The sequence below is a fragment of the [Clostridium] celerecrescens 18A genome, assembly GCF_002797975.1.
Lineage (GTDB): Bacteria > Bacillota > Clostridia > Lachnospirales > Lachnospiraceae > Lacrimispora > Lacrimispora celerecrescens.
Map to the genome: position 1 here is coordinate 1,108,406 of NZ_PGET01000001.1, position 22,775 is coordinate 1,131,180.

At 43.2% G+C, this 22,775-nt stretch carries 18 protein-coding genes; all 18 read left to right on the forward strand.

Going from position 1 to position 22,775, the window contains the following annotated elements; translation table 11 throughout:
* Positions 1 to 109 precede the first annotated feature (109 nt).
* The 18 genes from H171_RS05200 to hydF all read left to right on the forward strand — a co-directional run bounded on the left by H171_RS05200 (position 110) and on the right by hydF (position 22,619).
* On the forward strand, positions 110 to 1,747 hold the full coding sequence (locus H171_RS05200; RefSeq protein WP_100304197.1) for a response regulator transcription factor: 1,638 nt from the start codon (positions 110 to 112) through the stop codon (positions 1,745 to 1,747).
* Positions 1,734 to 3,611: a sensor histidine kinase gene (locus H171_RS24535; RefSeq protein WP_242976871.1), complete on the forward strand. Its 1,878-nt coding sequence runs from the start codon at positions 1,734 to 1,736 to the stop codon at positions 3,609 to 3,611. The genes H171_RS05200 and H171_RS24535 overlap by 14 nt, the downstream gene beginning before the upstream one ends.
* 146 nt (positions 3,612 to 3,757) lie before the next feature.
* Entirely contained in the window at positions 3,758 to 4,681 is a 924-nt protein-coding gene (locus tag H171_RS05210; protein WP_100304198.1) for a carbohydrate ABC transporter permease, read from the forward strand.
* 13 nt (positions 4,682 to 4,694) lie between these two features.
* Positions 4,695 to 5,528, forward strand: coding sequence for a carbohydrate ABC transporter permease (locus tag H171_RS05215; protein WP_100304199.1), 834 nt, complete (start codon positions 4,695 to 4,697; stop codon positions 5,526 to 5,528).
* A gap of 138 nt (positions 5,529 to 5,666) precedes the next feature.
* On the forward strand, positions 5,667 to 7,832 hold the full coding sequence (gene gnpA / locus H171_RS05220; RefSeq protein WP_100304200.1) for a 1,3-beta-galactosyl-N-acetylhexosamine phosphorylase: 2,166 nt from the start codon (positions 5,667 to 5,669) through the stop codon (positions 7,830 to 7,832).
* A 92-nt stretch (positions 7,833 to 7,924) separates the two neighbouring features.
* Positions 7,925 to 9,100: a glycoside hydrolase family 88 protein gene (locus H171_RS05225; RefSeq protein WP_100304201.1), complete on the forward strand. Its 1,176-nt coding sequence runs from the start codon at positions 7,925 to 7,927 to the stop codon at positions 9,098 to 9,100.
* Positions 9,101 to 9,114: 14 nt separating this feature from the next.
* A complete protein-coding gene (locus H171_RS05230; protein WP_100304202.1) occupies positions 9,115 to 10,524 on the forward strand; it encodes an alpha-L-fucosidase in 1,410 nt (469 codons plus the stop codon).
* Between the two features lie 129 nt (positions 10,525 to 10,653).
* Entirely contained in the window at positions 10,654 to 12,033 is a 1,380-nt protein-coding gene (locus tag H171_RS05235) for an ABC transporter substrate-binding protein (protein ID WP_100304203.1), read from the forward strand.
* Between the two features lie 78 nt (positions 12,034 to 12,111).
* The gene (locus H171_RS05240) at positions 12,112 to 13,110 is read left to right on the forward strand and encodes a PHP domain-containing protein (protein ID WP_100304204.1); all 999 of its coding nucleotides are present in this window, start codon (positions 12,112 to 12,114) and stop codon (positions 13,108 to 13,110) included.
* 11 nt (positions 13,111 to 13,121) lie between these two features.
* Complete coding sequence (locus H171_RS05245; protein ID WP_242977074.1) at positions 13,122 to 14,381, forward strand: MFS transporter; 1,260 nt, start codon at positions 13,122 to 13,124, stop codon at positions 14,379 to 14,381.
* A 19-nt stretch (positions 14,382 to 14,400) separates the two neighbouring features.
* Complete coding sequence (locus H171_RS05250) at positions 14,401 to 15,372, forward strand: PHP domain-containing protein (RefSeq protein ID WP_100304206.1); 972 nt, start codon at positions 14,401 to 14,403, stop codon at positions 15,370 to 15,372.
* 319 nt (positions 15,373 to 15,691) lie between these two features.
* Entirely contained in the window at positions 15,692 to 16,132 is a 441-nt protein-coding gene (locus tag H171_RS05255; RefSeq protein WP_100304207.1) for an OsmC family protein, read from the forward strand.
* Between the two features lie 69 nt (positions 16,133 to 16,201).
* Complete coding sequence (gene lpdA, locus H171_RS05260) at positions 16,202 to 17,884, forward strand: dihydrolipoyl dehydrogenase (RefSeq protein WP_100304208.1); 1,683 nt, start codon at positions 16,202 to 16,204, stop codon at positions 17,882 to 17,884.
* The gene (locus H171_RS05265; RefSeq protein ID WP_100304209.1) at positions 17,884 to 18,783 is read left to right on the forward strand and encodes a lipoate--protein ligase; all 900 of its coding nucleotides are present in this window, start codon (positions 17,884 to 17,886) and stop codon (positions 18,781 to 18,783) included. The genes lpdA and H171_RS05265 overlap by 1 nt, the downstream gene beginning before the upstream one ends.
* A 105-nt stretch (positions 18,784 to 18,888) precedes the next feature.
* Entirely contained in the window at positions 18,889 to 19,323 is a 435-nt protein-coding gene (locus tag H171_RS05270) for a MarR family winged helix-turn-helix transcriptional regulator (RefSeq protein ID WP_157803118.1), read from the forward strand.
* A 245-nt stretch (positions 19,324 to 19,568) separates the two neighbouring features.
* Complete coding sequence (locus tag H171_RS05275) at positions 19,569 to 19,820, forward strand: TM1266 family iron-only hydrogenase system putative regulator (RefSeq protein ID WP_025233559.1); 252 nt, start codon at positions 19,569 to 19,571, stop codon at positions 19,818 to 19,820.
* A 101-nt stretch (positions 19,821 to 19,921) separates the two neighbouring features.
* Complete coding sequence (hydG, locus tag H171_RS05280) at positions 19,922 to 21,337, forward strand: [FeFe] hydrogenase H-cluster radical SAM maturase HydG (protein WP_100304211.1); 1,416 nt, start codon at positions 19,922 to 19,924, stop codon at positions 21,335 to 21,337.
* Between the two features lie 85 nt (positions 21,338 to 21,422).
* On the forward strand, positions 21,423 to 22,619 hold the full coding sequence (gene hydF / locus H171_RS05285; RefSeq protein ID WP_100304212.1) for a [FeFe] hydrogenase H-cluster maturation GTPase HydF: 1,197 nt from the start codon (positions 21,423 to 21,425) through the stop codon (positions 22,617 to 22,619).
* Positions 22,620 to 22,775 lie beyond the last annotated feature (156 nt).

Consider the following 22,775-nt stretch of genomic DNA (forward strand, 5'->3'; position numbering starts at 1 on the left):
TTTATTTGACGATGAAAACAGCTGGAAGGTTTATCCGGCAGGGAAACGGAAAAGAAGCTTGAGAAAATTACAGAGTTTGTTATATAATATGGCAGGATGGAGGGATGAGATGTATAAACTACTGGTGGTGGAAGATGAAAAGTCGATTGCATATGGAATCGCAAACAGCATTGAATGGGAAAAGTGGGGATTTGTTATCAGCGGTGTCTGCGGCAATGGAATTGAAGCGCTGGAGCAAATAGAAAAAGATAAGCCCCATGTGGTACTTTCCGATATCCGGATGCCGGAAATGGATGGGATGGAGCTGATGCAGCATTTAAATCAGCATTACCCGGAAATCAAGATCATTATCTTAAGCGGATACAATGATTTTGAATATTTGCAGATGTCCATTAAAAACCGGGTCATGGAATACTTACTGAAGCCCACGGATCTTGATGAGTTCGAAGTGACCTTCCGGAAAATAAAAGAACGCCTTGATGAGGAACGAAAAAAGGAATTAGAAGAAAAAGAATTAAAATCAGCCTATGAAGAGAGCAGGAATTTAAAGTTAAGAAGGAAATACAATGCTTTGATCAAGGGGTATGGCTATCATGAAGAAGAGATGGAAGAAGAATTCTTCCGCCAGGGAGAACACTGGTATGGTGTGATACTGATCCATCTGGATGTGCCGAATACGGAAGATAAAAACGCCTATTATCAGGATCAGATGAAGGTGGAAAAGATATTAAATGAATGGGATTCCCAGGAAGGGATCGCCGGAACCTATATCTGGAACTTTGAGGAGAAGATAACCGGGATCTTAAGCGCCGGTGAAGAACCTCAGGAAGAGGAACTGCATTCTTATGTAAAGAACATGGCAGAAGTGGTCTTGCAGGTGAGCGGCATACCCATATATGCCGGTATCAGCAACTTTTATACGGATTTTCAAATGCTTCCCCAGTGCTATGAACAGGCCAAATGCTGTGCCAGCCAGAAAATCTACATTGAGGGAAAGAATCTGTTCATATCCTATAAGGAAATACAGGAAGCTGATTTCGATTACTACGCGATTTCCTTTGATACGGGCCAGATTTTAAAGGAAATTATGGAGCAGGAGGAAAATAAGGCTGAGGACATTCTGAATGGGATTTTTTCAGTATTCAGGGGAAAGGTGATTCTAGATTATGATTACATTAACCGCCTAAGCCTTGAGCTGCTGTTTAATCTGTCACGGGCATTATTGCGTTATGGCGTCCGTCTGGAAAAAGTAATGAAAAAGCTGGATTGCACCTATACCGATATCTATCCCTTAAAAAGTCTTCAGGAGAAAAAGGAATTTGTATCCCGGATCCTTCGGGAGGTTTCCAGGGAAATGGCCGGTATGAAGGGAGAATGGAAGAGCCAGAGCAGCCTTGCCCAGAAGATTCGGGAGATTGTGGATGAGGAGTATGATTCCAATCAGATATCCTTAGAGTATGTAGGGACAAAGGTGCATAAGAATTCTGCTTATATCTCCAAAATATTTAAAAATGAATTCGGATGCAATTTCAGCGATTACATCATTACAAAGAGACTGGAAAAAAGCAAAGAGCTTCTTGCGGATCCAGGGAGAAAGATTTATGAAATTTCCGAGGAAATGGGCTGGGCAGACGTATCCAACTACATAAAGCTGTTTAAGAAAAAGTATGGGATAAGTCCGAAGGAGTACCGGAACATTCTCCAGCCGGAGGGAGGAAATACAGAGAAAAACAATGAAGATGAATAAGGGTAAGGGGCAGGCAAAGAAAAGGAATATCGGATTAAAGCGCAGGATGCTGTATGGCATTCTTCAGGTGCTGATTCCGGTTGTGGTAATCATCACCATACTGTTCTGGCATACGCGAAAGGTTATGAAACAGGAGTATATGAGGTCGGCTCAGAGCCGGATCACGGACATTGCCAATAAGATTGATGCTAAGATTCAGGACATCTACAGTGTTTCCGATAATTTTGCGGCCAATGACCAGTTGAATAAATACATTGAAAAAGAATATTCTCCAACAGAGCCGATGTATAAGAAGCTTGATATTGTGAGGATTTACAGCAACATTTTCGGCGCTTATGATATGTTAAACCAGCGGGCGAGGATCAGCGCCATGTATACTTATAAAGGAGAGTTATTTAATTTTCTGGACCCCAATAACGATACGGAAGAAGTGATCGGGAAGTTGCAGGCGATGAACATCGAGGATCCTGACCTCTTAATGAAATTCCGCTGGTATCCCCTTCAGGATAATTTCCTTCTCAGCGATCAGCCCGAGGAGGCCAGGGACAGAAAGGCCGTTATGGGCATCCGGAGGATCTATTCCTGGGAAAAGGGAAGATACGAATGTGTGCAGGTGTTTGCCTTAAAAGAGCGGGCTGTCTATGAACAATATAAGGAACTGGCAGAATCCATACCAGGCGATATCTATGTAATCACCGGAGACGGCAGTCTGATTTCCTCCAGTGATGAAAAGGCTGTGGAGGCAGGCACCATATCCGATAAGCTGAAAGATGAGTTTCTGAAACAGACAGGCGATTTAAAAGATGGATGGGATGCTATGGGAAATCAAATGATTCAGGTAAAATCCTCCGACGTAAATGACTGGAAGATCGTTATGGTGGTTCCTGTAAAAGCAGTTACAAAGGAAGTGGATGTGCTGTACTACAGGATTTTCCTGGTCATGGTGGCCTGTGTGGGCTTTTGCGCCATGATGATATTGTACTTATACAAAAGCTTCATGGATCCCATTGGAAAGCTAAACATCTCTATGAAAGAGGTGTATGGCGGAAATTTAAACGCTTATGTTGATGTGAAACAGAAAAATGAAGTGGGAGATATGATCCGCTATTACAATTCCATGCTGGAGCGGATCAACACCAATATCATTGAAAAACTGCAGTCTGACCGGAAGAAAAAAGAGCTGGAGCTGGAAGTGCTCATGAGCCAGATCAATCCCCATTTTCTCTATAATACCCTGGAGAACATCGTATGGATGTCCAATGATGCGGGACGGCCGGACATTGGGCGTACGGCCGCTTCACTTGGACGGATGTACCGCTTATCCATAAGCGGAGGGCAGGTGATCGTCCCTATGGAACATGAAATCGAGCATCTTATGGCTTACGTAAAGATCCAGAAAAACCGTTATAAGGATGAGTTTGAATTCGACCTTCGGACGGACATGCGGCAGATTCATGAACTGTTTTCCTTAAAGATAATTTTGCAGCCGGTAGTGGAAAATTCCTTCCTGTACGGCATGGCAGGCCTAAAGCATCCCATGACGATCCACCTTACGGTCAAGGAAAAAGGCCAATGGGTCATGATTAAAGTTATGGATAACGGCCGTGGAATGGACCGGGAGAAGTTAAAGGAAATACGGGATCAGATCCGTTTTGGAAAAGCAGGGAAGGAAGAGGATGAGAAAAACCGGCGCAGCAGCGGAATCGGGCTTCACAGCGTAGAATCCAGGATCAAGTTGTATTTTGGAGTAGACCGGGCTGTTTCCATCTACAGCAAAAAGGATGCAGGAACCCTGACTGTCATACGGATCCCCAGAATTACCGGTGAGGATATTGATGAGGATGGCAATTTAAAGGAAAAATAAATAAAACAGGATAAAAAGCGAAAATAACCAACAAATACAAAAATCGGCCTATGTTTATCGGGAAAAAATCCGTTAGAATATAAGTAGGAGAAAGGTTATATTCCCATAAGCCTTTCTCCCTAATATAAAAAGCGAGAGGCAGGCCTATGAACAAGGAAAAAACACCAATATCCAAAGCAAAAGAAAAGACATCGATAGCCCAGAAAAAAGAAGACAGGTATGGGTGGCTGTTTATTTCTCCCTACCTGATTTTTTTTACTGTTTTCACCGGCATTCCTTTTGTCATTGCAGTTGTAATGTCATTTTTAAACGTGAAATATATTACAAGGTTGGATAACCTTAAATTTGTAGGGTTACAGAACTTTATAAAAATATTCACTAACAAGGAGATCTTAAATTCCCTGTTAAGAACCTTTCAATACTCCCTGGTTTATGTGCCGGTTATCATGATCCTTGGGTTTGTGCTGGCATTTATGCTGAACAATGGAATCTATATGAAAAAGGCAATGCGTTCCATGGTATTTATGCCTTATGTTTCCAACATGGTGGCAGTAGCCGTAATTTTTAAGGTTTTGCTTGGGAATAACAGTCCCATGATCATTGCTTTAAGAAATATGGGATTTAACCCGCCGCTGCTTTTACAGAGCTTAAAGCTGGCTCTTCCCACAGTAGCCATGATATCTGTATGGAAAAGCGTGGGCCTTAACATGGTGGTATATCTTGGGGCTTTGCAGGAGGTGCCCTCCGAGCTCTTAGAGGCGGCGCAGATCGACGGAGCAACAAAATGGCAGAGAATTCACAACATTATTATACCGATGATTTCTCCTACCACCTTTTTCCTCTTAATAAGTTCCATTATTGGTTCCTTCCAGAACTTTACCTGCATACAGGCCCTTACCGAGGGTGGTCCGGGACAGGCGACCACGGTTATGGCCGTAAATATTGTCCGTACTGCATTTACGAAATATGAGACAAGCCTGGCAAGTGCAATGGCTTTCGTCATGTTTGTGATTGTTATGATCGTAACACTGATCCAGTGGCGCGGACAGAAAAAATGGGTTAATTATTAAGGGAGGATATTCAATGAAAAGCAAAAAGAAAAGTTTAAAGATAGCACTTACCGTATTTATCCTGTTGATCGGGCTGGCGTCAAATTTTCCGTTTCTGTTCATGATCTCCTCTTCCTTTAAGGTCAGCGGAGAGGTCATGAGGTTTCCATGGCATTTGATTCCGGATAACCCTACCATGATGAACTTTAAAGCATTGTTTACAAACGGCATTTATAACTTTCAGAAATGGTATTTTAATACGGTGGTCATGACGGCACTTACCATTGCGATCAAGATATTTTTTGTCAGCTTTACGGCATATGGATTTGCAAGAATTAAATTCAGGGGAAAAGACGTAATCTTTCTCATACTCCTGTCAGCCATGATGATCCCCAGCGACATTATGATCATACCAAGATATATGATCTTTAAAAATCTTCATATACTGGATAGCATGTGGGCGCTGATCCTGCCAAGCTGTGTGGATGTGTATTTTGTATTTCTGCTGCGTCAGTCCTTTATTTCGATTCCGGACTCCATCAGTGAAGCGGCAAAAATTGACGGATGCAGCCATTTGCGGATTTACTGGAAAATCATTTTCCCATTGGCAAAACCAGCCATTGCAACCATGGCTCTGTTTTCTTTTACCTGGTCCTGGAATGACTATATGGGGCCGTATCTGTACATATCAACGATGGATAAGCAGATGCTTTCCGTTGGAGTGAAGCTGTTCTCCTCCGGACTGATCCAGGATTACGGCGCTCAGATGGCAGCAGCAACGGTAGTTCTTTTGCCGATTTTGGTTGCTTTCCTGTTCTGCCAGAAATTTTTCATCGAAGGTGTTGCTTCCTCCGGTGTAAAGGGATAATATGGCTTATCTGAACCTGCAACGCAAGTGAGGATAAAAGGGGCATTTTTTGCCTTTTTACTTTCAATCATATGGATTTTCAAGGTGTATGAAAATGACCAGAAAATGAAAAAAGGATAAATAGAAAGGGGATATAAGATGGAAAAAAAACTTACCGGAAGAGTCACTGTTCCCACGGATGTGGATATGATTCAGGAGACAAAGGAGATTGCTAAACGATGGGGAGCCGATGCTCTGCGGGATTGTGACGGAACGAATATGCCGGATGAGCTTAAGAAAATGCCCGTTAAGATCTACTCCACCTATTATACCACCAGAAAGGACAACGAATGGGCAAATGAAAACCCGGATGAGGTCCAGCAGGTATATTTGATGACGGAGTTTTATACGGCAATGGAAGAGGGAGAGCTTCGCATCCCGCTAATGAAGCATCTGTATAAAGATCAGTTAAAGCCAAACACCCTACATGACATCAAACGCTGGTGGGAGGCAGTGGACCGTACAACAGGAGAGCCTTTAGCTGCAAGTGCATGGGGATATGATGAAAACACCCAGGAAGTCATAATTTCCGATCCGGAGAGGTATCACGATTATACGGTAAGTTTCCTGGCATTTATCATCTGGGATCCAGTTCATATGTATAATTTTATTACCAACGACTGGCAGGATGTGGAGCATCAGATCACCTTTGACGTGCGCCAGCCAAAGACCCAGGGCCATGTAATTGAAAAATTAAAACTCTGGATGGAGGAAAACCCGGACAGCAATGTAGTGCGTTTCACAACGTTTTTCCATCAGTTTACTCTTGTATTTAATGAATATGCAAAAGAAAAATTCGTTGACTGGTTTGGTTACAGTGCCAGTGTCAGTCCTTATATTTTAGAGCAGTTTGAACAAGAGGCGGGCTATCCCTTCCGTCCGGAATATATCATTGACCAGGGCTATCATAACAATACCAACCGGGTGCCCTCTAAAGAGTTCCGTGATTTTCAGGAGTTCCAGCAGAGAGAGGTATCAAAGCTCATGAAGGTTCTTGTGGATATCTGTCACGATTGCGGCAAGGAAGCCATAATGTTCTTAGGAGATCACTGGATCGGTACGGAACCATTTGGAGAGTACTTTAAAAACGTAGGACTGGATGCAGTCGTTGGAAGCGTTGGTAACGGCACCACCCTTCGCCTGATTTCCGATATTCCAGGAGTAACATATACAGAAGGCCGCTTTTTACCGTATTTCTTCCCGGATGTATTCTGTGAAGGCGGCGATCCGATCAAGGAGGCAAAGGTAAACTGGGTGACAGCAAGGCGGGCCATCTTAAGGAAACCCGTAGACCGGATCGGCTATGGCGGATACTTAAAGCTGGCATTGGAATTCCCTGATTTTATCCAGTATATAGAAGAGGTCTGCGATGAATTCCGCCTTCTTTATGAAAATGTGGGGGGACAAAGCCCGTACAGCCACTTTAAGGTGGGAGTGCTGAATTCCTGGGGTAAGATCCGTTCCTGGGGAACTCATATGGTAGCCCATGCCATTGATTATAAACAGACCTATTCCTATGCCGGAGTGCTGGAAGCCTTAAGCGGAATGCCCTTTGATGTGGAATTCTTAAGCTTTGAGGATGTGATCGAAGATCCGGATGTATTAAAGAAATGCAAGGTAGTCATCAATGTTGGCGATGCCTATACGGCTCCAAGCGGCGGAACCTATTGGACCAATCCTAAGGTTACCAGCGCTGTAAAGGCCTTTGTTGCCCAGGGCGGCGGATTGATCGGAGTGGGAGAGCCGTCTGCCTGTGAATATCAGGGCCGGTATTTTACCCTGGCAAATGTGCTGGGCGTAAATAAAGAAGTGGGCTTTTCTATGTCAACCGATAAATACAACTGGGAAGAACACAGCCATTTTATTACAGAGGAATCCTCCGAAGCCATTGATTTCGGGGAGGGGAAGAAGAACATCTATGCTCTTTCCGGTGCAGAGATCTTAAAAAAGGCTGGGGAAGATGTCCAGATGGCTGTTAACCAGTTCGGAGACGGAAGAAGCGTATATATCAGCGGAATCCCCTATTCCTTTGAGAATTCCAGGATGCTTTACCGGGCAATCTTCTGGGCTGCAGGCATGGAACTGGAGATGAAGAAATGGTACAGCAGCAACTATCATGTGGAAGTCAATTATTATCCGGCTACCGGCAAATATTGTATCGTGAACAATACGTATGAGCCTCAGGATACCGTGATTTATGACGGAAATGGCCAGGCTTGTTCCATGCAGTTAAAGGCAAATGATATTTTGTGGTTTTCATTTTAACCTCATCAAGCAGCGAAGCGGATTGCGAATATCCGTTTGACGTACGAATGAATCAATCGGATATACAAGACTAGAAAGGGCCCGTTATCATTATGCAGACAAAGGAAACACTTGAAACATATGAGGCAATTACCATAGAGGAAGCGCATCATGCGCTGGATCATGTGGTCGCCGGCATTAGAAATAATATTTCAACATTTTATGACAGTTTCCCGGGGGCAAGCAGTATAAACCAGATATATCCTGCCACAGAAAATAATGACTGGACCAACGGATTTTGGACCGGACAGCTGTGGCTTTCATATGAACAGACAAAGGAGGCGGCTTTTAAGGAAGCCGCCCTTTATCAAGTCCCAGGCTTTCAGGAACGGCTGATTAAAAGAATTGTAGTAGACCATCATGATATGGGCTTTTTATATACCCCCTCCTGTGTGGCTGCTTATAAACTTACTGGCGACAATCTGGCAAGGGAAACTGCTCTGATGGCAGCAGATAACCTGATGGGGCGGTTTCAGGAGAAAGGAGAATTCTTTCAGGCCTGGGGAACGCTTGGGGATCCTAAGGAATACCGGTTAATTATTGATTGTCTTTTAAATATGCCGCTGTTATTTTGGGCGTCTGAGGAAACGAAGGATTCAAAATACCGTGAAACTGCACTACGCCATATTCGAACCAGCATGAACTGTGTAGTCCGTGATGACTCTTCTACATACCATACCTATTATTTTGACCCGGAGACAGGAAATCCGGTCCGCGGAGTAACGGCTCAAGGGTATAGAGACGGTTCCATATGGGCCAGAGGCCAGGCGTGGGGAATCTATGGCTCAGCAATCGCTTATAAATATTGCCCCGATCCAATGTATATTGAAAGCTTTCGAAAGATAACCGCGTGTTTTCTGGAGCATTTACCAAAGGATCTGGTTCCTTATTGGGATTTTGATTTTACCGATGGCAGTGGGGAACCGAGAGATTCTTCTTCCGCAGCAATAGCAGCATGCGGTATGCTTGAGATGGCAAAATATCTGGAACCAGAGGAAGCAAAGGATCTATTGCAGCAGGCGAAACGTTTAGTAAAGGCACTGACAAAGCACTGCTTATTCCATTCCGGCGAAAATACCAACGGAATATTGCTTCATTCCACCTATGCCAAAAGTTCTCCCTATAACACGGTAAAGGATAGCGGAGTTGATGAATGTACCCTGTGGGGGGATTACTTTTATACAGAAGCACTTGTACGGATCATAGGACAGTGGAAGGTCTACTGGTAGAAAAGAGAGTAAAAATGAGATTAGATGAAAGACTTATAACCATTGTACCGTCTGACAGGCAGGTCATGCTGCAGAAAACAGAATTTTATGCATTTTTTCATTTTACGGTGAATACGTTTACCGGAACGGAATGGGGATACGGAACAGAATCACCAGAAGTTTTTAATCCGGATCAAATGGATGCAGATCAATGGATACAAGCGATTAAGGCGGCAGGTATGAAAGGTACAATCCTTACCTGTAAGCACCATGACGGATTTTGTTTATGGCCCAGTAAATATACCGATCATTCCGTAAAGTACAGTCCTTATGGGGATGGAAAGGGCGATATTGTTAAAGAAGTATCAGATGCTTGTAAAAAAGCCGGTCTGAAATTTGGTATTTACCTTTCTCCATGGGACCGGAATCAGGAAACTTATGGACAGGGAAAGGCATATGATGATTATTTCGTAGCACAGCTTACAGAACTGCTTACGGGATATGGAGATATTTTTAGCGTTTGGTTTGACGGTGCCTGCGGAGAAGGTCCCAATGGTAAAAAACAGGTCTATGACTGGCAGCGTTATTACGATACCGTAAGAAACTATATGCCGGACGCCTGTATTTCCGTAAGCGGGCCTGATGTCCGATGGTGCGGCAATGAGGCAGGTGATACCCGCCCCAGTGAATGGAGTGTTGTACCGGCAGATTTATCTGTAGCAGAGCGGATAGCGGCTTTCAGCCAGCATACGGATGATCCGTCTTTCCGGCAAAGAGTCATAAGCAGTATGGAAGAGGATCTAGGAAGCAGGGAACGTTTGGCAGAAGAGCAGCACTTAATCTGGTATCCGGCAGAAGTGGATGTATCCATAAGGCCAGGCTGGTTTTATCATCCGGAAGAGGATGACAAAGTCCGGTCTCTGGAAAACTTAATTGATATTTATGAAAAATCCGTTGGGGGAAATACAACACTTCTTTTAAATATTCCACCGATGCCAAACGGACTGCTTCATGAGGAAGATGTAAACAGGCTGCAGGAGCTGGGTAAGGAAATACAAAAAAGATATGGGACTAACCTGGCAGAAGAAGCTGAAATTCTGGTCAAAGAAGAAAATGAATGGAATTCAGTGAAAAGCGTATATACGGATGATTATGAAACCTGTTACCATGGAAACGGTCCAAAGACAGAATTTAAGATTTCCTGGAATACGCCCCAAAAGATTTCAGCCGTTATTTTAAAAGAGAACATATTAAAAAGCCAGAGAATTGAGGCTTTTGAAATATTATCTATGAGGAATGGAAGCCCTGTCAGCATATTTAAGGGAACTACCGTCGGCTATAAAAAAATTGCCCGCTTTCCTCAGATAGAGTCGGATATACTGATTATACAAATTTTAGATTCAAGGATTGAACCCGTCCTTTCGTTTATTGGTATATATGAATAAAAAAATCGGTTTTCTGTTGAAAATACCGATAGAATGATAAAAATAGCATATAAAGTTAAAATTCAACCTATATAAACCAGATAAAAGGTTAGCTATAATAGGGTTATAAACAAAAGGAGGGTAACAGATATGAAATTTAGAAGTGCATTAAGACGAGGCGTTGCGTTCAGCCTGGCTGCAATGATGGTTTTAGGTACTGCCGGATGTGGAGCTTCCGATAATACTAAGGCCAGTGCGGACAGTAATAAAGCGGATACCACTCAAAAAGCTGACAGCGACAAGCCATACGATGGTGTAACGGTAAAATGGGCACTGACAGATAACGCTGCAACTGGCGCTGAAACAAAAGAGATGGTAGACTTAATCAAAGAAAAAACAGGCATTAATGTAGAGTTTTTCATTACACCTACTTCAAAAGCCGGTGAAATGGACAAGGTGCTTGTAAGCTTAATGGCTGGCGAAGAAATGGACATTGTAAACAGAACTCCGCTTCAATTAGAAGAATTCTACAAAGCTGCCGTTTTAGAGCCAATGGATGAGTTTGCAAAAGCAGATAATTATGATATGGAGACCGTATATGGTGGTCAAACCGTAAAATTTGAAGATCAGACATATGCAATTCCAGCAGAAAAAGATATCTGGCTGACCTATTATAACAAGAAGATTTTTGATGAAGCAAACATTCCATATCCTACCGCAGAAGGCTGGACATGGGAAAAATATGTGGAGACTGCCGAAAAGCTTAACAATCCTGATAACAATGTCTGGGGCTCCTTTATGAGCGATGATGTTGCATGCAACTATTTGCAGGCAAACCAGAAGGGCGTATCCCCTTATAAGGCAGATGGAACTGCTAATTTTGATGATCCGGCATATGCGGATGCTATGAAGTGGTTCTATAGCCTGGGCAATGAATTAAAGATCCAGCCTAACTGCCTGGATCTGGCTTCCGGTACATATCCATATAACTCCTTTATGGTAAACGGAAACATCGGTATGTACGTATACGGCGGCTGGGTAGCAAGCGCCTTATCTGATAAGGAAAAATACCCAAGAGACTGGGAACTGGGAATTCTTCCAATGCCTTATCCGGAAGGCTCCGAACCATCTTCCCTGACAATTACTAACTGCTATGCGATTCCTAAGACCTCTAAGAACAAAGAAGCAGCATTTGAAGCAATTAAAACAATCTGCGAAAACAAATATACTTTAGGTTATGGACGCGTTCCTGCAAAGATCTTAACAGAGGACGAAGCAAAATCCTATATTGAAAGCAGCCTGCTTCCTAAATTTAAAGATGACAACTTAACCGTAGAAGATTTTATGGCAGGCTGGTTTGACAACAGCAGACTGTATTTAAATGAAAAAATCATGGGTACCGCTGATACAACCATCGGACAGATCTACACCGAGGAAGGTCAGTTATACGGACAGGGACAAAAGTCACTGGAAGACACCATGAAGTCCATTCAGGAAAGAGCGAATGAGGCAATAAAAGAAGCAGAGTAATAATAGGAAAGTGCTGCCATATATTATGGCAGTACTTTCTTTCCAATGTAGAAAGAACCGGCAGGAAAGGGAAGAGCAATGGAAGGACGGATTTATCTTCTCCCCAGGGAGGGGGATTTTTATAAAGCGAATATGCACTGCCATACAACAGTTTCCGATGGAAAGCTGACACCTGAAGAAGTGAAAGAGGAGTATCAGAAAAGGGGATACCAGATCGTAGCCTATACGGATCACGGGAAATATTGCCCTCACCCGGAATTGAACTCAAAGGATTTTCTGGCCCTGACAGGCTTTGGGGCAGATATAAAGAATGATCCTATGAACGGAGTTCGGGCAGAAGAAAGAACGTTTCATATGAATTTCTATGACGGCAGCCCGGAAGAGATGCAGGAAGAGAAGGCAGGAGCCTGTGGACCGGAAAGCCAGAAGGATGGCGGCTTGGGCGCCAATGCTTACATAAAGAAAATGAAGCAGCTGGGCTTTCTGGCTTGTGACTGCCACCCATACCGTTCTATGCAGAATTATGATGATTATACAGGACTTGAAGGACTTTTTGCCATGGAAATTTACCATTACCACAGCGACCTTGAGGGATTGAATGGCTATAATCCCCAGGCTTACGATGAGATGCTGCGCTGTCATAAGGAAATTTATTGCCTGGCATCAGACGGCAACCAGAATGAATATTCCATGGGACATCCGCTCAGTGATTCTTTCGGAGGCTTTATAAAGATCAGGGCAAGGGAGCTTACTTATCCGGCGGTGATGCAGGCCTTAAAAAGAGGAGAGTTCTACAGCTCCATGGGCCCTGAGATTCATTCCCTCTACATCGAAGGCAAGGACCTGGTTGTAAAGACCAGCCCTGTAGAGAAGATTTATATGAAAATGGAAGGCAAGAACTGCCGCATGAAAATTGCGCTTAAAGGAGAATCATTGGAGGAAGCAAGGTTTCCTCTAACGGGAAGGGAAGGCTACATCCGTGTAGTCTGCCGCAGTGAAGACGGACTGTATGCAAATTCCAATGCATATTTTCTGAAAGATCTTCCTTTAAAATCTATCACAGAGCAGGAGACATAAGGTTGGACACAATGATACAACAGAAAAAGATCGGGTCAGAAAAAATGCAGTCCATGCTGTTCTGGTTATGCTGGGCAGCCTATTTTTCTACCTATCTGGGAAGGCTGAATTATTCGGCCTGCTTAACGGAAATTATCAGAGCAGAAGGTTTTGAAAAGGGAGCGGCAGGGTTTATAGGAACCGCATTCTTTTTTTCCTATGGAGTTGGGCAGCTTTTCAGCGGAATACTGGGAGATAAGAAAAAACCTTATCAGATGATCTTTGCAGGGGTTCTGGGTTCAGGAATCTGCAATGGAATCATGGGACTATCGGGAACCGTCTGGCAGATGGCGGTGGTATGGTGTGTGAATGGACTGTTTCAGTCGCTGATCTGGTCACCGATCATCAAACTGTTTTCCGACTGGATTCCTACAGGCAGCCAGAAAAAGTTCTGCGTGAACATTAACAGCAGCGTTCCCATCGGTACGTTTGCAGCCTATGGGCTGACGGCACTCATTGTATGGAAATTCCATTGGAGAACGGTTTTTTTCTTCTCTTCCCTGTGTCTGGCGGCCATCAGCCTGATCTGGTTTATAGGCAGCCGAAAGATAAGAAGGGATTTGGAAGAAAACGGGATTTTAGAAGACCAGGTCCTTGTTTCACAGAATAAAAAACAGGCAGACGTTTCCATGTGGGAATTAGTTCTGGTTTCCGGAATGATTTTCTTTTGCTTTGGACTGATGTTTCAGGGAGTATTAAAGGATGGAGTGACCACCTGGATTCCCACCTATATCCGCGAAGAATATCATATGGAATCTGTAATTTCCATTATCAGCACCACGGTCATACCGATTTTTAACTTAAGCGGTGTATACCTGGCAGCCATTGCAAACAGGAAGATTTTCAAAAGTGAGACTGCCACATCCGCTTCATTTTTTGTCCTGTGCGCGGGTGCGCTGATTCTGTTACGGCTTTATAATGGAGGATCCGTGGTAGCGGTGCTGGTCTTATTTGGCCTTGCAACCACGGCGATGATGGCGGTGAATACCATGCTGGTCAGCATGGTGCCTATCTATTTTGCTCCTTACGGAAAATCCTCCACTGCTTCCGGGATTTTGAATTCCTCCGCATATGCGGGAGGAGCAATCTCCGCTTATGGAATCGGAGTATTGTCTGAACGAGTGGGCTGGGATGCTACCATTTTTATCTGGTTCATCATCGCCCTTTTGGGAGCAGTGGCCTGCACGGCCGGAAAAGCCCGGTGGAAGCGATTTTTGCAAAACGGTATATAAGGGATGGGAGGAAAACAGGTTGAATAACAGAACTTATTTATTACCAGAGTCCGGAAGGTTTTATAAAGCAAATCTTCACAGCCATACAGTCATATCAGATGGAAGATTGACGCCGGAAGAGGCCAAGGAACACTATAAGAAGCATGGGTATCAGATTATGGCGTTTACGGATCACATGATCTATCGGAACCATGAAGAATTAAACGATGAGGAATTCCTGGCACTTGCTGCCACAGAAGTGGATATCAACGAGGTGAGTCCGGACAGACTGCGTCCGGAGGACAAGACGTATCACATTAATTTGTACGATACTGCCCCCGGATATGAGCGGGTCAGAAAGGAACAGGGAATATGTCCGGAACGCAGGTACGGAGACTTTGATTATATTAACAGATATTTAGAGGAGATGAAGGAGCTGGGATTCCTCGCCTGTTATAACCATCCTTACTGGTCCCTGCAGAACTATGACGATTACAAAGGCTTAAACGGGCTGTTTGCCATGGAAATCTACAATTACGGATGCGAGCTTGACGGACTGTATGGTTATAATCCCCAGTCTTATGATGAGATGCTTCGTTTGGGAAAACGGCTGTGGTGCCTGGCAACGGACGATAATCACAACAGTCATCCGTTTGACGATCCCCTGTGCGATTCTTTCGGAGGCTTTACCATGATTAAGGCAGAAGGTTTAAGCTATAATTCTGTTATCAATGCGCTGGTGAAAGGCCATTTCTACTGCTCCATGGGACCGGAGATAAAAGAGATTTATATGGAGGGCAGGGAGCTTGTGGTAAGGACCGGGCCGGTTCAGGCTATCTGCGGGATCACGGACAGTACCAGATTCTGCCAAAGAGCGGCTGTGGAGGGAGAACCCCTTATAGAAGCAAGGTTTCTCCTTGAAGGAAACGAAACCTATATCCGGGTGGAATGCAAGGATGAAAAGGGGCTTTTTGCTAACAGCAATGCTTACTTTCTTTCCGATCTGGAGTGAATCCGGGTACTATAGAGACAGCCTGGCTGATCATGCGCCCGTTGTCGCAGTCAATTGGGGATTAGCAATCCGCTTCGCTGCTTGATGAGATTAAAAAGTTCTTTTCTGATATTTATCGGAAAAGAACTTTTTTTTTGAGTGACAGGCTATAGTATGAAGAATTTATCAGTCTTAATCTGACTTATTACCGCGAAGTATGGATAGCAGTTAAAAATAATAATATATGCTTAGCTAACTATTGATTTTCTTGTTCATCTGTGTTATATTATTAACAAATAGAAGTTACTATTTCAATACATTAAAAAAAGGAGATGGTATTATGTTGACTACATTTAAAGCAACAGCAAAAGCACTGCCTGAGGGGTTACAGGTTGAAACAAATTCAAGAGGTTTTAAAATCCTTTTTGATGAACCCGAAGATCTGGGTGGTACAGATACTGCTATGAACCCTGTGGAGGGCTTGTTATGTGCATTGGGTGCATGCCAGTCCATCGTGGCGAAAGCATTTGCAGCAGCTCATAATATTACTTTTGAGGAATTCCATGTTGAGTTGGAAGGGGACCTTGATCCAGACGGATTTATGGGACTTGCTGATGTAAGAAATGGTTTTCAGGAGATTCGTTTTGTAATGCATTTCAAAACAAACGAACCAAAAGAAAAAATTGAGGAATTTGCAAAGTTTATCGAGAATACCTGCCCTGTAGGTGATTGTTTATCAAACGGTGTAAAATTAGTGTTATCCGGTGTGGCAATTGATTAAATAGTATGAAAAGCAAAAAGAGCCTATATTATAAAATTGGCTCTTTTTCTATAGAAAAGGAGAAAATTTATGCTTATTAAAATGTCAATAATTCCTGGCGGAAAAACGGGCAAGGTAGGTAAAATAAATGTTAAAACGGGCGATAAGGTCGCTGCCGGCGATATCCTTGTACAAATAGAAACGGCGAAAGGAAACCGCCAGATTAGAGCCACATCAGATGGAACAGTTAGTAAAATATTATGTGAAGAGGGCATGGATATAGCATCGAATGCCGAGATGTTTGAAATCACCGGGGTACCTGAAGCCATAGAGGCTGCGATAACAAATTGTGATTGTGCTTCACAGGAAACCGCTAAGGAAGCAACTGCCGATTTACTTATCATAGGAGCTGGTCCCGGCGGATATGTAGCCGCTATTTATGCCGCTAAAAGTGGCCTGAAAGTAACTCTGGTTGAGCAATCAGCATTAGGCGGAACCTGTCTTAATGTCGGCTGTATTCCCACAAAAGCACTTGTTAAATCTGCGGAAGTCTGCCACACGGTAAGGAATGCGTCAGTCTTTGGAATTGAATCAGACTGCCCGGTTACAGTAAATATGAAACAGGTCATTGACCGTAAGGATAAGATCAAGGACAGGCTCGTTTCCGGAATTGACTTTCTTATGAAAAAAAATGAAATCAATGTAATCTCCGGTCAAGCATCATTTATGGATAAAAATACAGTAACAATAAAAGGCGAAGAAAATTATATCGTTAAGGCACAGAATATTATTATTGCAACAGGCTCAAAAATCTCTAATATTGCCATTCCGGGTATAGAACTTCCGTTTGTCTTAAACAGCACAAAAGCGTTGTCTGATCAAAAGCTTCCCAAATCCATCACCATTATTGGCGGTGGTGTGATCGGAATGGAATTTGCATTTATCTATAAAAATTTCGGCGTTGATGTCCATGTGATTGAATTTATGGATCGATTACTGACCATGGTAGACAGTGATATTTCAAAAGAGATACAGGATATGGCAGAAGAAAATAACATTCACATTCACACCGGTTCAAAGGTTAAGAAAATTCAAAGTTCCGTAGATGGTATGGCAGTTATTACCTATGAAAACAATGCAGGGGAACACTTAGTGGTAAGTGAAAAAGTATTGGTGGCTATAGGCAGGGAGCCGAATCTGGATGGATTATCCATTGAAAAGAGCGGTGTCTTGTTAAACAGCAACGGGAGAGGGATTCAAGTAGATCATTCCATGCATACCAATGTTGACAATATTTATGCAATTGGAGATGTAACAAATATCATTCAACTGGCCCACGTAGCTTCCCATCAGGGGATTTCAGCCATAGAAAATATATTAGGAAAGCATAAAGAAATGAATTATTCAGCAGTCCCTAATGTAATATTTACTTCACCGGAAATCGCAAGTGTCGGTATCGGTGAAGACGAAGCAAAAAGCAAAGGCATTGATATTGATGTAAGTAAATTTTCCTTTGCCGGAAACGGAAAAGCTTTGACGATGAATGAGGCGAGAGGCTTTTTAAAACTGATTAAAAACAATAACACAGGAAAAATAATAGGCGGGTCAATAATAGGTGCCGATGCATCCTCTTTAATCAGCTCATTAACCTTAGCAATTGCCAATGGATTTACTGAAAAAGAAATCGCTGAAACCATATTCCCACACCCTACTACCAGTGAAACGATTCATGAAGCCGCACTGGATTTTGGAATTGGAGCCTTACATCAATAATGAAAAAAATAGTGATATCCGAAGAATTTGATCCCTATTTTAATATAGCAGCAGAGCATCAGCTGTTTTTATCCTCCGAGGAAGATCTGCATCTGTTCCTGTGGCAGAACGATTCTTCTGTGATTATAGGAAGGAACCAGAACCTGTACGCAGAATGCGATTTAAATTACTTAAGGGAACATGACATAAAAGCAGTCCGCAGGTTTTCCGGGGGCGGAGCAGTGTATCATGACAAGGGCAATGTTAATTTTACCTTTATTACAAAAGAGGCATCAGCCAGTCAGGATTACTTTGTTAAGCTCATACAATCTGCAATGCAGCGGCTTGGGATCGACTGTGAATTTAGCGGCAGAAATGATTTATTATTCAAAAACCGGAAATTTTCCGGTCACGCTTATTATACGGACGGTGATAATTACATGTATCATGGTACGGTACTGGTCAACGTAAATTTTGAACAGCTGGAAAATGCCCTTACACCGTCTAAAATAAAGTTGGAGTCCAAAGGAGTCGAATCTGTAAGGAGCAGAGTTATCAATCTATCTGAAATAAACAGTGAAATCACTGCCCAGTCAGTGATCCAGGCTTTTATTGAAACCTTTGAATGCAATCATATAGAATCTATTAATAAAATGAATTTTCATCCACCATTAGAGAAAATCCTCTCGTCTGATAATTGGATGTTTGCCCAATCGCCTAAATTTGATGTTGAATTGGAACGCAGATATTCATTTGGAACTATGTCTGTTTCTATCTCTATCGCAGATGACCTGATTCAGAATATAAAAATAAATACGGATAGTTTGAAGATTTATGATTTTAATGCCTGTGAAAAGGAACTATATCATACTCGCTTTAATGAACAGGAGATTTGGGATCATATCGAGCGGTATCTCTAGAATCATCTTGATTTTTCTTAATATCAGGAAAAGACCTTGAAAAATATTGTACACTAGGTCGTTTTATGTTAATATATGAAATAAAAAAATCAAATGGTGAGTACTATGTTTAATTTAGATGATTGCATTGCTTTTGTCACTTGCAAAGGGGCAAAGGATTTAGCGGATACCTTGGAAAAAAGGCTGAATAATTTTAATATAACAAGAAGCCAATGGATTGCACTTTATTATATTAAAAATAATAATATGATTACGCAAAAGCAGTTGGCCGATAAAATGTCTTTAAAAGAGCCTAGTGTCGTCAGGTTATTAGATAAGATGGAACTATACGGCTGGGTGAATCGTATCAGCAGTAACGACGACAAAAGAATGAAGTTTTTAATATTAACCGAAAGCGGCAAAGATATTGAGACAGCTATGCTTGATGTTGCAGAAAAGTTTAAATCGGATGTACTTGACGGCATATCTCCTGAAGACCTCGATGTATTTAAATCAACGCTCAACAAAATGCTGATAAATATTGAGGACGGCAGCAAATAGGAAAGTCAATGTGATATTCCCAATCCGCGGCCCTGCTTAATGATGTTAAAATATACAATAAAACCAAATTGAAAAAATTTCTCATGTATGTTATGATACAAACATAGCAGCATCCTGACACGAAAAACGCAGTTTGAAGTAGAAGGTTCGGCATATGAGGAGTCTTTGATTTGCCGCGCCTTAATGGCGCGGTTTTTTGCTTTTATACGTATTTACTGCCAGGGCAATAGAACGGAGGAAGAAGCATGGAAACGAGAATCGCCGTTATCGGAATCGTAGTGGAAGAGGAAGAATCTGTGGAACTGCTGAATGAAATTCTACATGAATACCGGAAGTGTATCATTGGCCGTATGGGGATCCCCTATCCGAAAAAGCAGGTAAGCATCATAAGCATTGCTGTGGATGCACCTCAGAGCACCATTTCCGCACTGACCGGTAAGATCGGGAAATTAAAGGGAGTCAGCTCCAAGACGGCCTATCAGGGTGTGAAAGGTTAATAAGATTAGAAAAAAACAGTTTTTTCCAGGGCAACACCTGTGAAATTAATAAACCACTGACGGAAAAGCAATTGCTGACCCTAAAGAAAGGAAGTATTACAATGTATGATCCAAAATCGCTGAAAGCGGAAGAATTCATTTCCCACGAAGAAATTCTTGAAACTCTTGATTATGCGGAGAAAAACAAAGCCAATGCAGAACTGATCGACCAGATCATTGCAAAAGCAAGGCTGGCAAAAGGCCTGACCCACCGGGAGGCGTCTGTCCTCCTTGCCTGTGACATTCCGGAGAAAATACAGGAAGTCTATGATCTGGCAGAACAGATCAAAAAGGATTTCTACGGAAGCCGCATCGTCATGTTTGCCCCTCTTTATCTTTCTAATTACTGCGTAAATGGCTGTACCTACTGTCCTTACCACTTAAAGAATAAGCACATTGCCAGGAAGAAACTGACCCTGGATGAAGTGGAGAAGGAAGTCATTGCCCTTCAGGATATGGGACATAAACGCCTTGCCATTGAAGCAGGTGAGGATCCTGTGAATAATCCTATCGAGTACATCCTGGATTGCGTCAAAACCATTTATTCCATCAAGCACAAAAACGGCGCCATCCGCCGGGTCAATATAAATATCGCGGCAACTACGGTAGAGAATTACCGGAAGTTAAAAGAGGCAGAGATCGGGACCTATATTCTCTTCCAGGAAACCTACCACAAGGAAAGCTATGAAAAGCTTCATCCAACAGGCCCCAAGCATAACTATTCCTACCATACAGAGGCCATGGACCGGGCCATGGAGGGCGGGATTGATGATGTAGGCCTTGGGGTTCTTTTTGGCCTTGAGCTGTATCAGTATGAATTTGCAGGACTTCTGATGCACGCGGAGCATCTGGAGGCAGTTCATGGAGTAGGACCTCATACCATTAGCGTTCCCCGTATCAAGAAAGCCGATGATATTGACCCAGGTGCTTTTGATAATGGGATCGATGATGAGATATTTGCAAAGATCTGTGCTTTGATCCGGATTTCGGTTCCTTATACCGGAATGATTATATCAACCAGAGAAAGTCAGAAGGTAAGAGAGAAGGTGATTCGTTTGGGGGTATCCCAGATCAGCGGCGGTTCCAGAACCAGCGTTGGCGGCTACCAGGAGGACATCCGCCCCACAGATACGGAGCAGTTTGACGTATCGGACCAGCGTTCCCTTGATGAAGTGGTCCATTGGCTCATGGATATGGGCTATATTCCTTCCTTCTGTACCGCATGTTACAGGGAGGGGCGTACGGGAGACCGTTTTATGAGTCTTTGCAAAAGCGGCCAGATCCAAAACTGCTGCCAGCCCAATGCTCTGATGACATTAAAAGAATATTTGATGGATTATGCTTCTGAGGATACAAAAAAAGTTGGCGAGGCCCTGATTGCAGCGGAGCTGAACCATATTCCAAAGGAAAAGGTACGTTCGATCTGTGAAGATCATTTGCAGAAAATAGAAAATGGTATCAGGGATTTCCGTTTCTGATCCGGCAGGCAGCTGCCAGGGGCAAGTAAGCTTGGCTTTGGCTCGCTGCCATCGCGGAAATTGACAGTAGGAAGAGGTGACAGGCATGGGACTTAATGAAACACCATCCTCTGAGCGGGTGCATATCGGATTTTTTGGCCGCCGCAATGCAGGAAAATCAAGCGTTGTCAATGCAGTGACAGGGCAGGAGCTTTCCGTTGTATCGGAAGTGAAAGGGACTACCACGGACCCTGTTTACAAATCCATGGAGCTTCTCCCCATGGGACCGGTGGTCATCATTGATACGCCGGGGTTTGACGATGAAGGCGCTCTGGGTGAGATGCGGGTAAGGAAGACAAAGCAGATTTTAAACCGGGCTGATTGTGCAGTCTTAGTTGTAGATGGGGCCCTTGGAAAGACAAAAACCGATGAAGAATTGATCCTTTTGTTTAAGGAAAAGAAGATCCCCTATGTGGTTGCTTATAATAAGTGTGATCTGACGGGACTACAGGCTTACGATGACGGACTTTCTGTCAGTGCGTCTGAGGGCCTGTTCATCCACGAGCTAAAGGAAAGGATCGGAAGCCTTGTAAATACCGGGGATACAAAAATGAGGATCGTAGGAGATTTGCTGAATCCATTCGACTTGGTGGTACTGGTGATCCCCATTGACAAAGCGGCGCCAAAAGGCCGTCTCATCCTGCCCCAGCAGCAGGTGATCCGGGATATTCTGGAGGCTGGTGCCATATCGGTGGCAGTGCGTGATACGGAATTAAAGGAAACTCTGGAAAGGCTGGGATCCAGACCGGCCCTTGTCATTACGGACAGCCAGGTTTTTGAGAAGGTGAGCAAGGATACGCCGGAAGAGATTCTTCTCACCTCGTTTTCTATCCTTATGGCCAGGTATAAAGGCTTTTTAGAGGATGCGGTAAAGGGAGTGGCGGCTATCGGGGATCTAACAGATGGGGACAGGATCCTGATCTCGGAAGGCTGTACCCATCACAGGCAGTGTGATGATATCGGTACCGTAAAGCTTCCCCGCTGGCTACGGCAGTATACAGGGAAAGAGCTTGCCATAGAAACGTCCTCCGGACGGGAATTTCCGGAAGACTTGTCGGCCTATAAGCTGATCATTCACTGCGGCGGCTGCATGTTAAATGAAAGGGAGATAGAATACCGAAGAAAGTGTACGTCAGATGCCGGTGTGCCATTTACCAATTATGGAATTGCAATCGCTTATATGAAGGGAATTTTAAAAAGAAGCTTAAAAGTGCTTCCTGATTTGGAAGAGCTGCTGCTTTAACAGGAGATGGCCCTCATTTCCCGTAGTTTATAGGTGTTAAGAGATCATAAAAGTTCCTGACAACATTGACTTACGGCTATATTTATGATATGGTAAAGTTAATCAGATATGGGGGAGTAGTCAGCATGCGCAGGCTAAAAAAGGCCTTCTAATTTA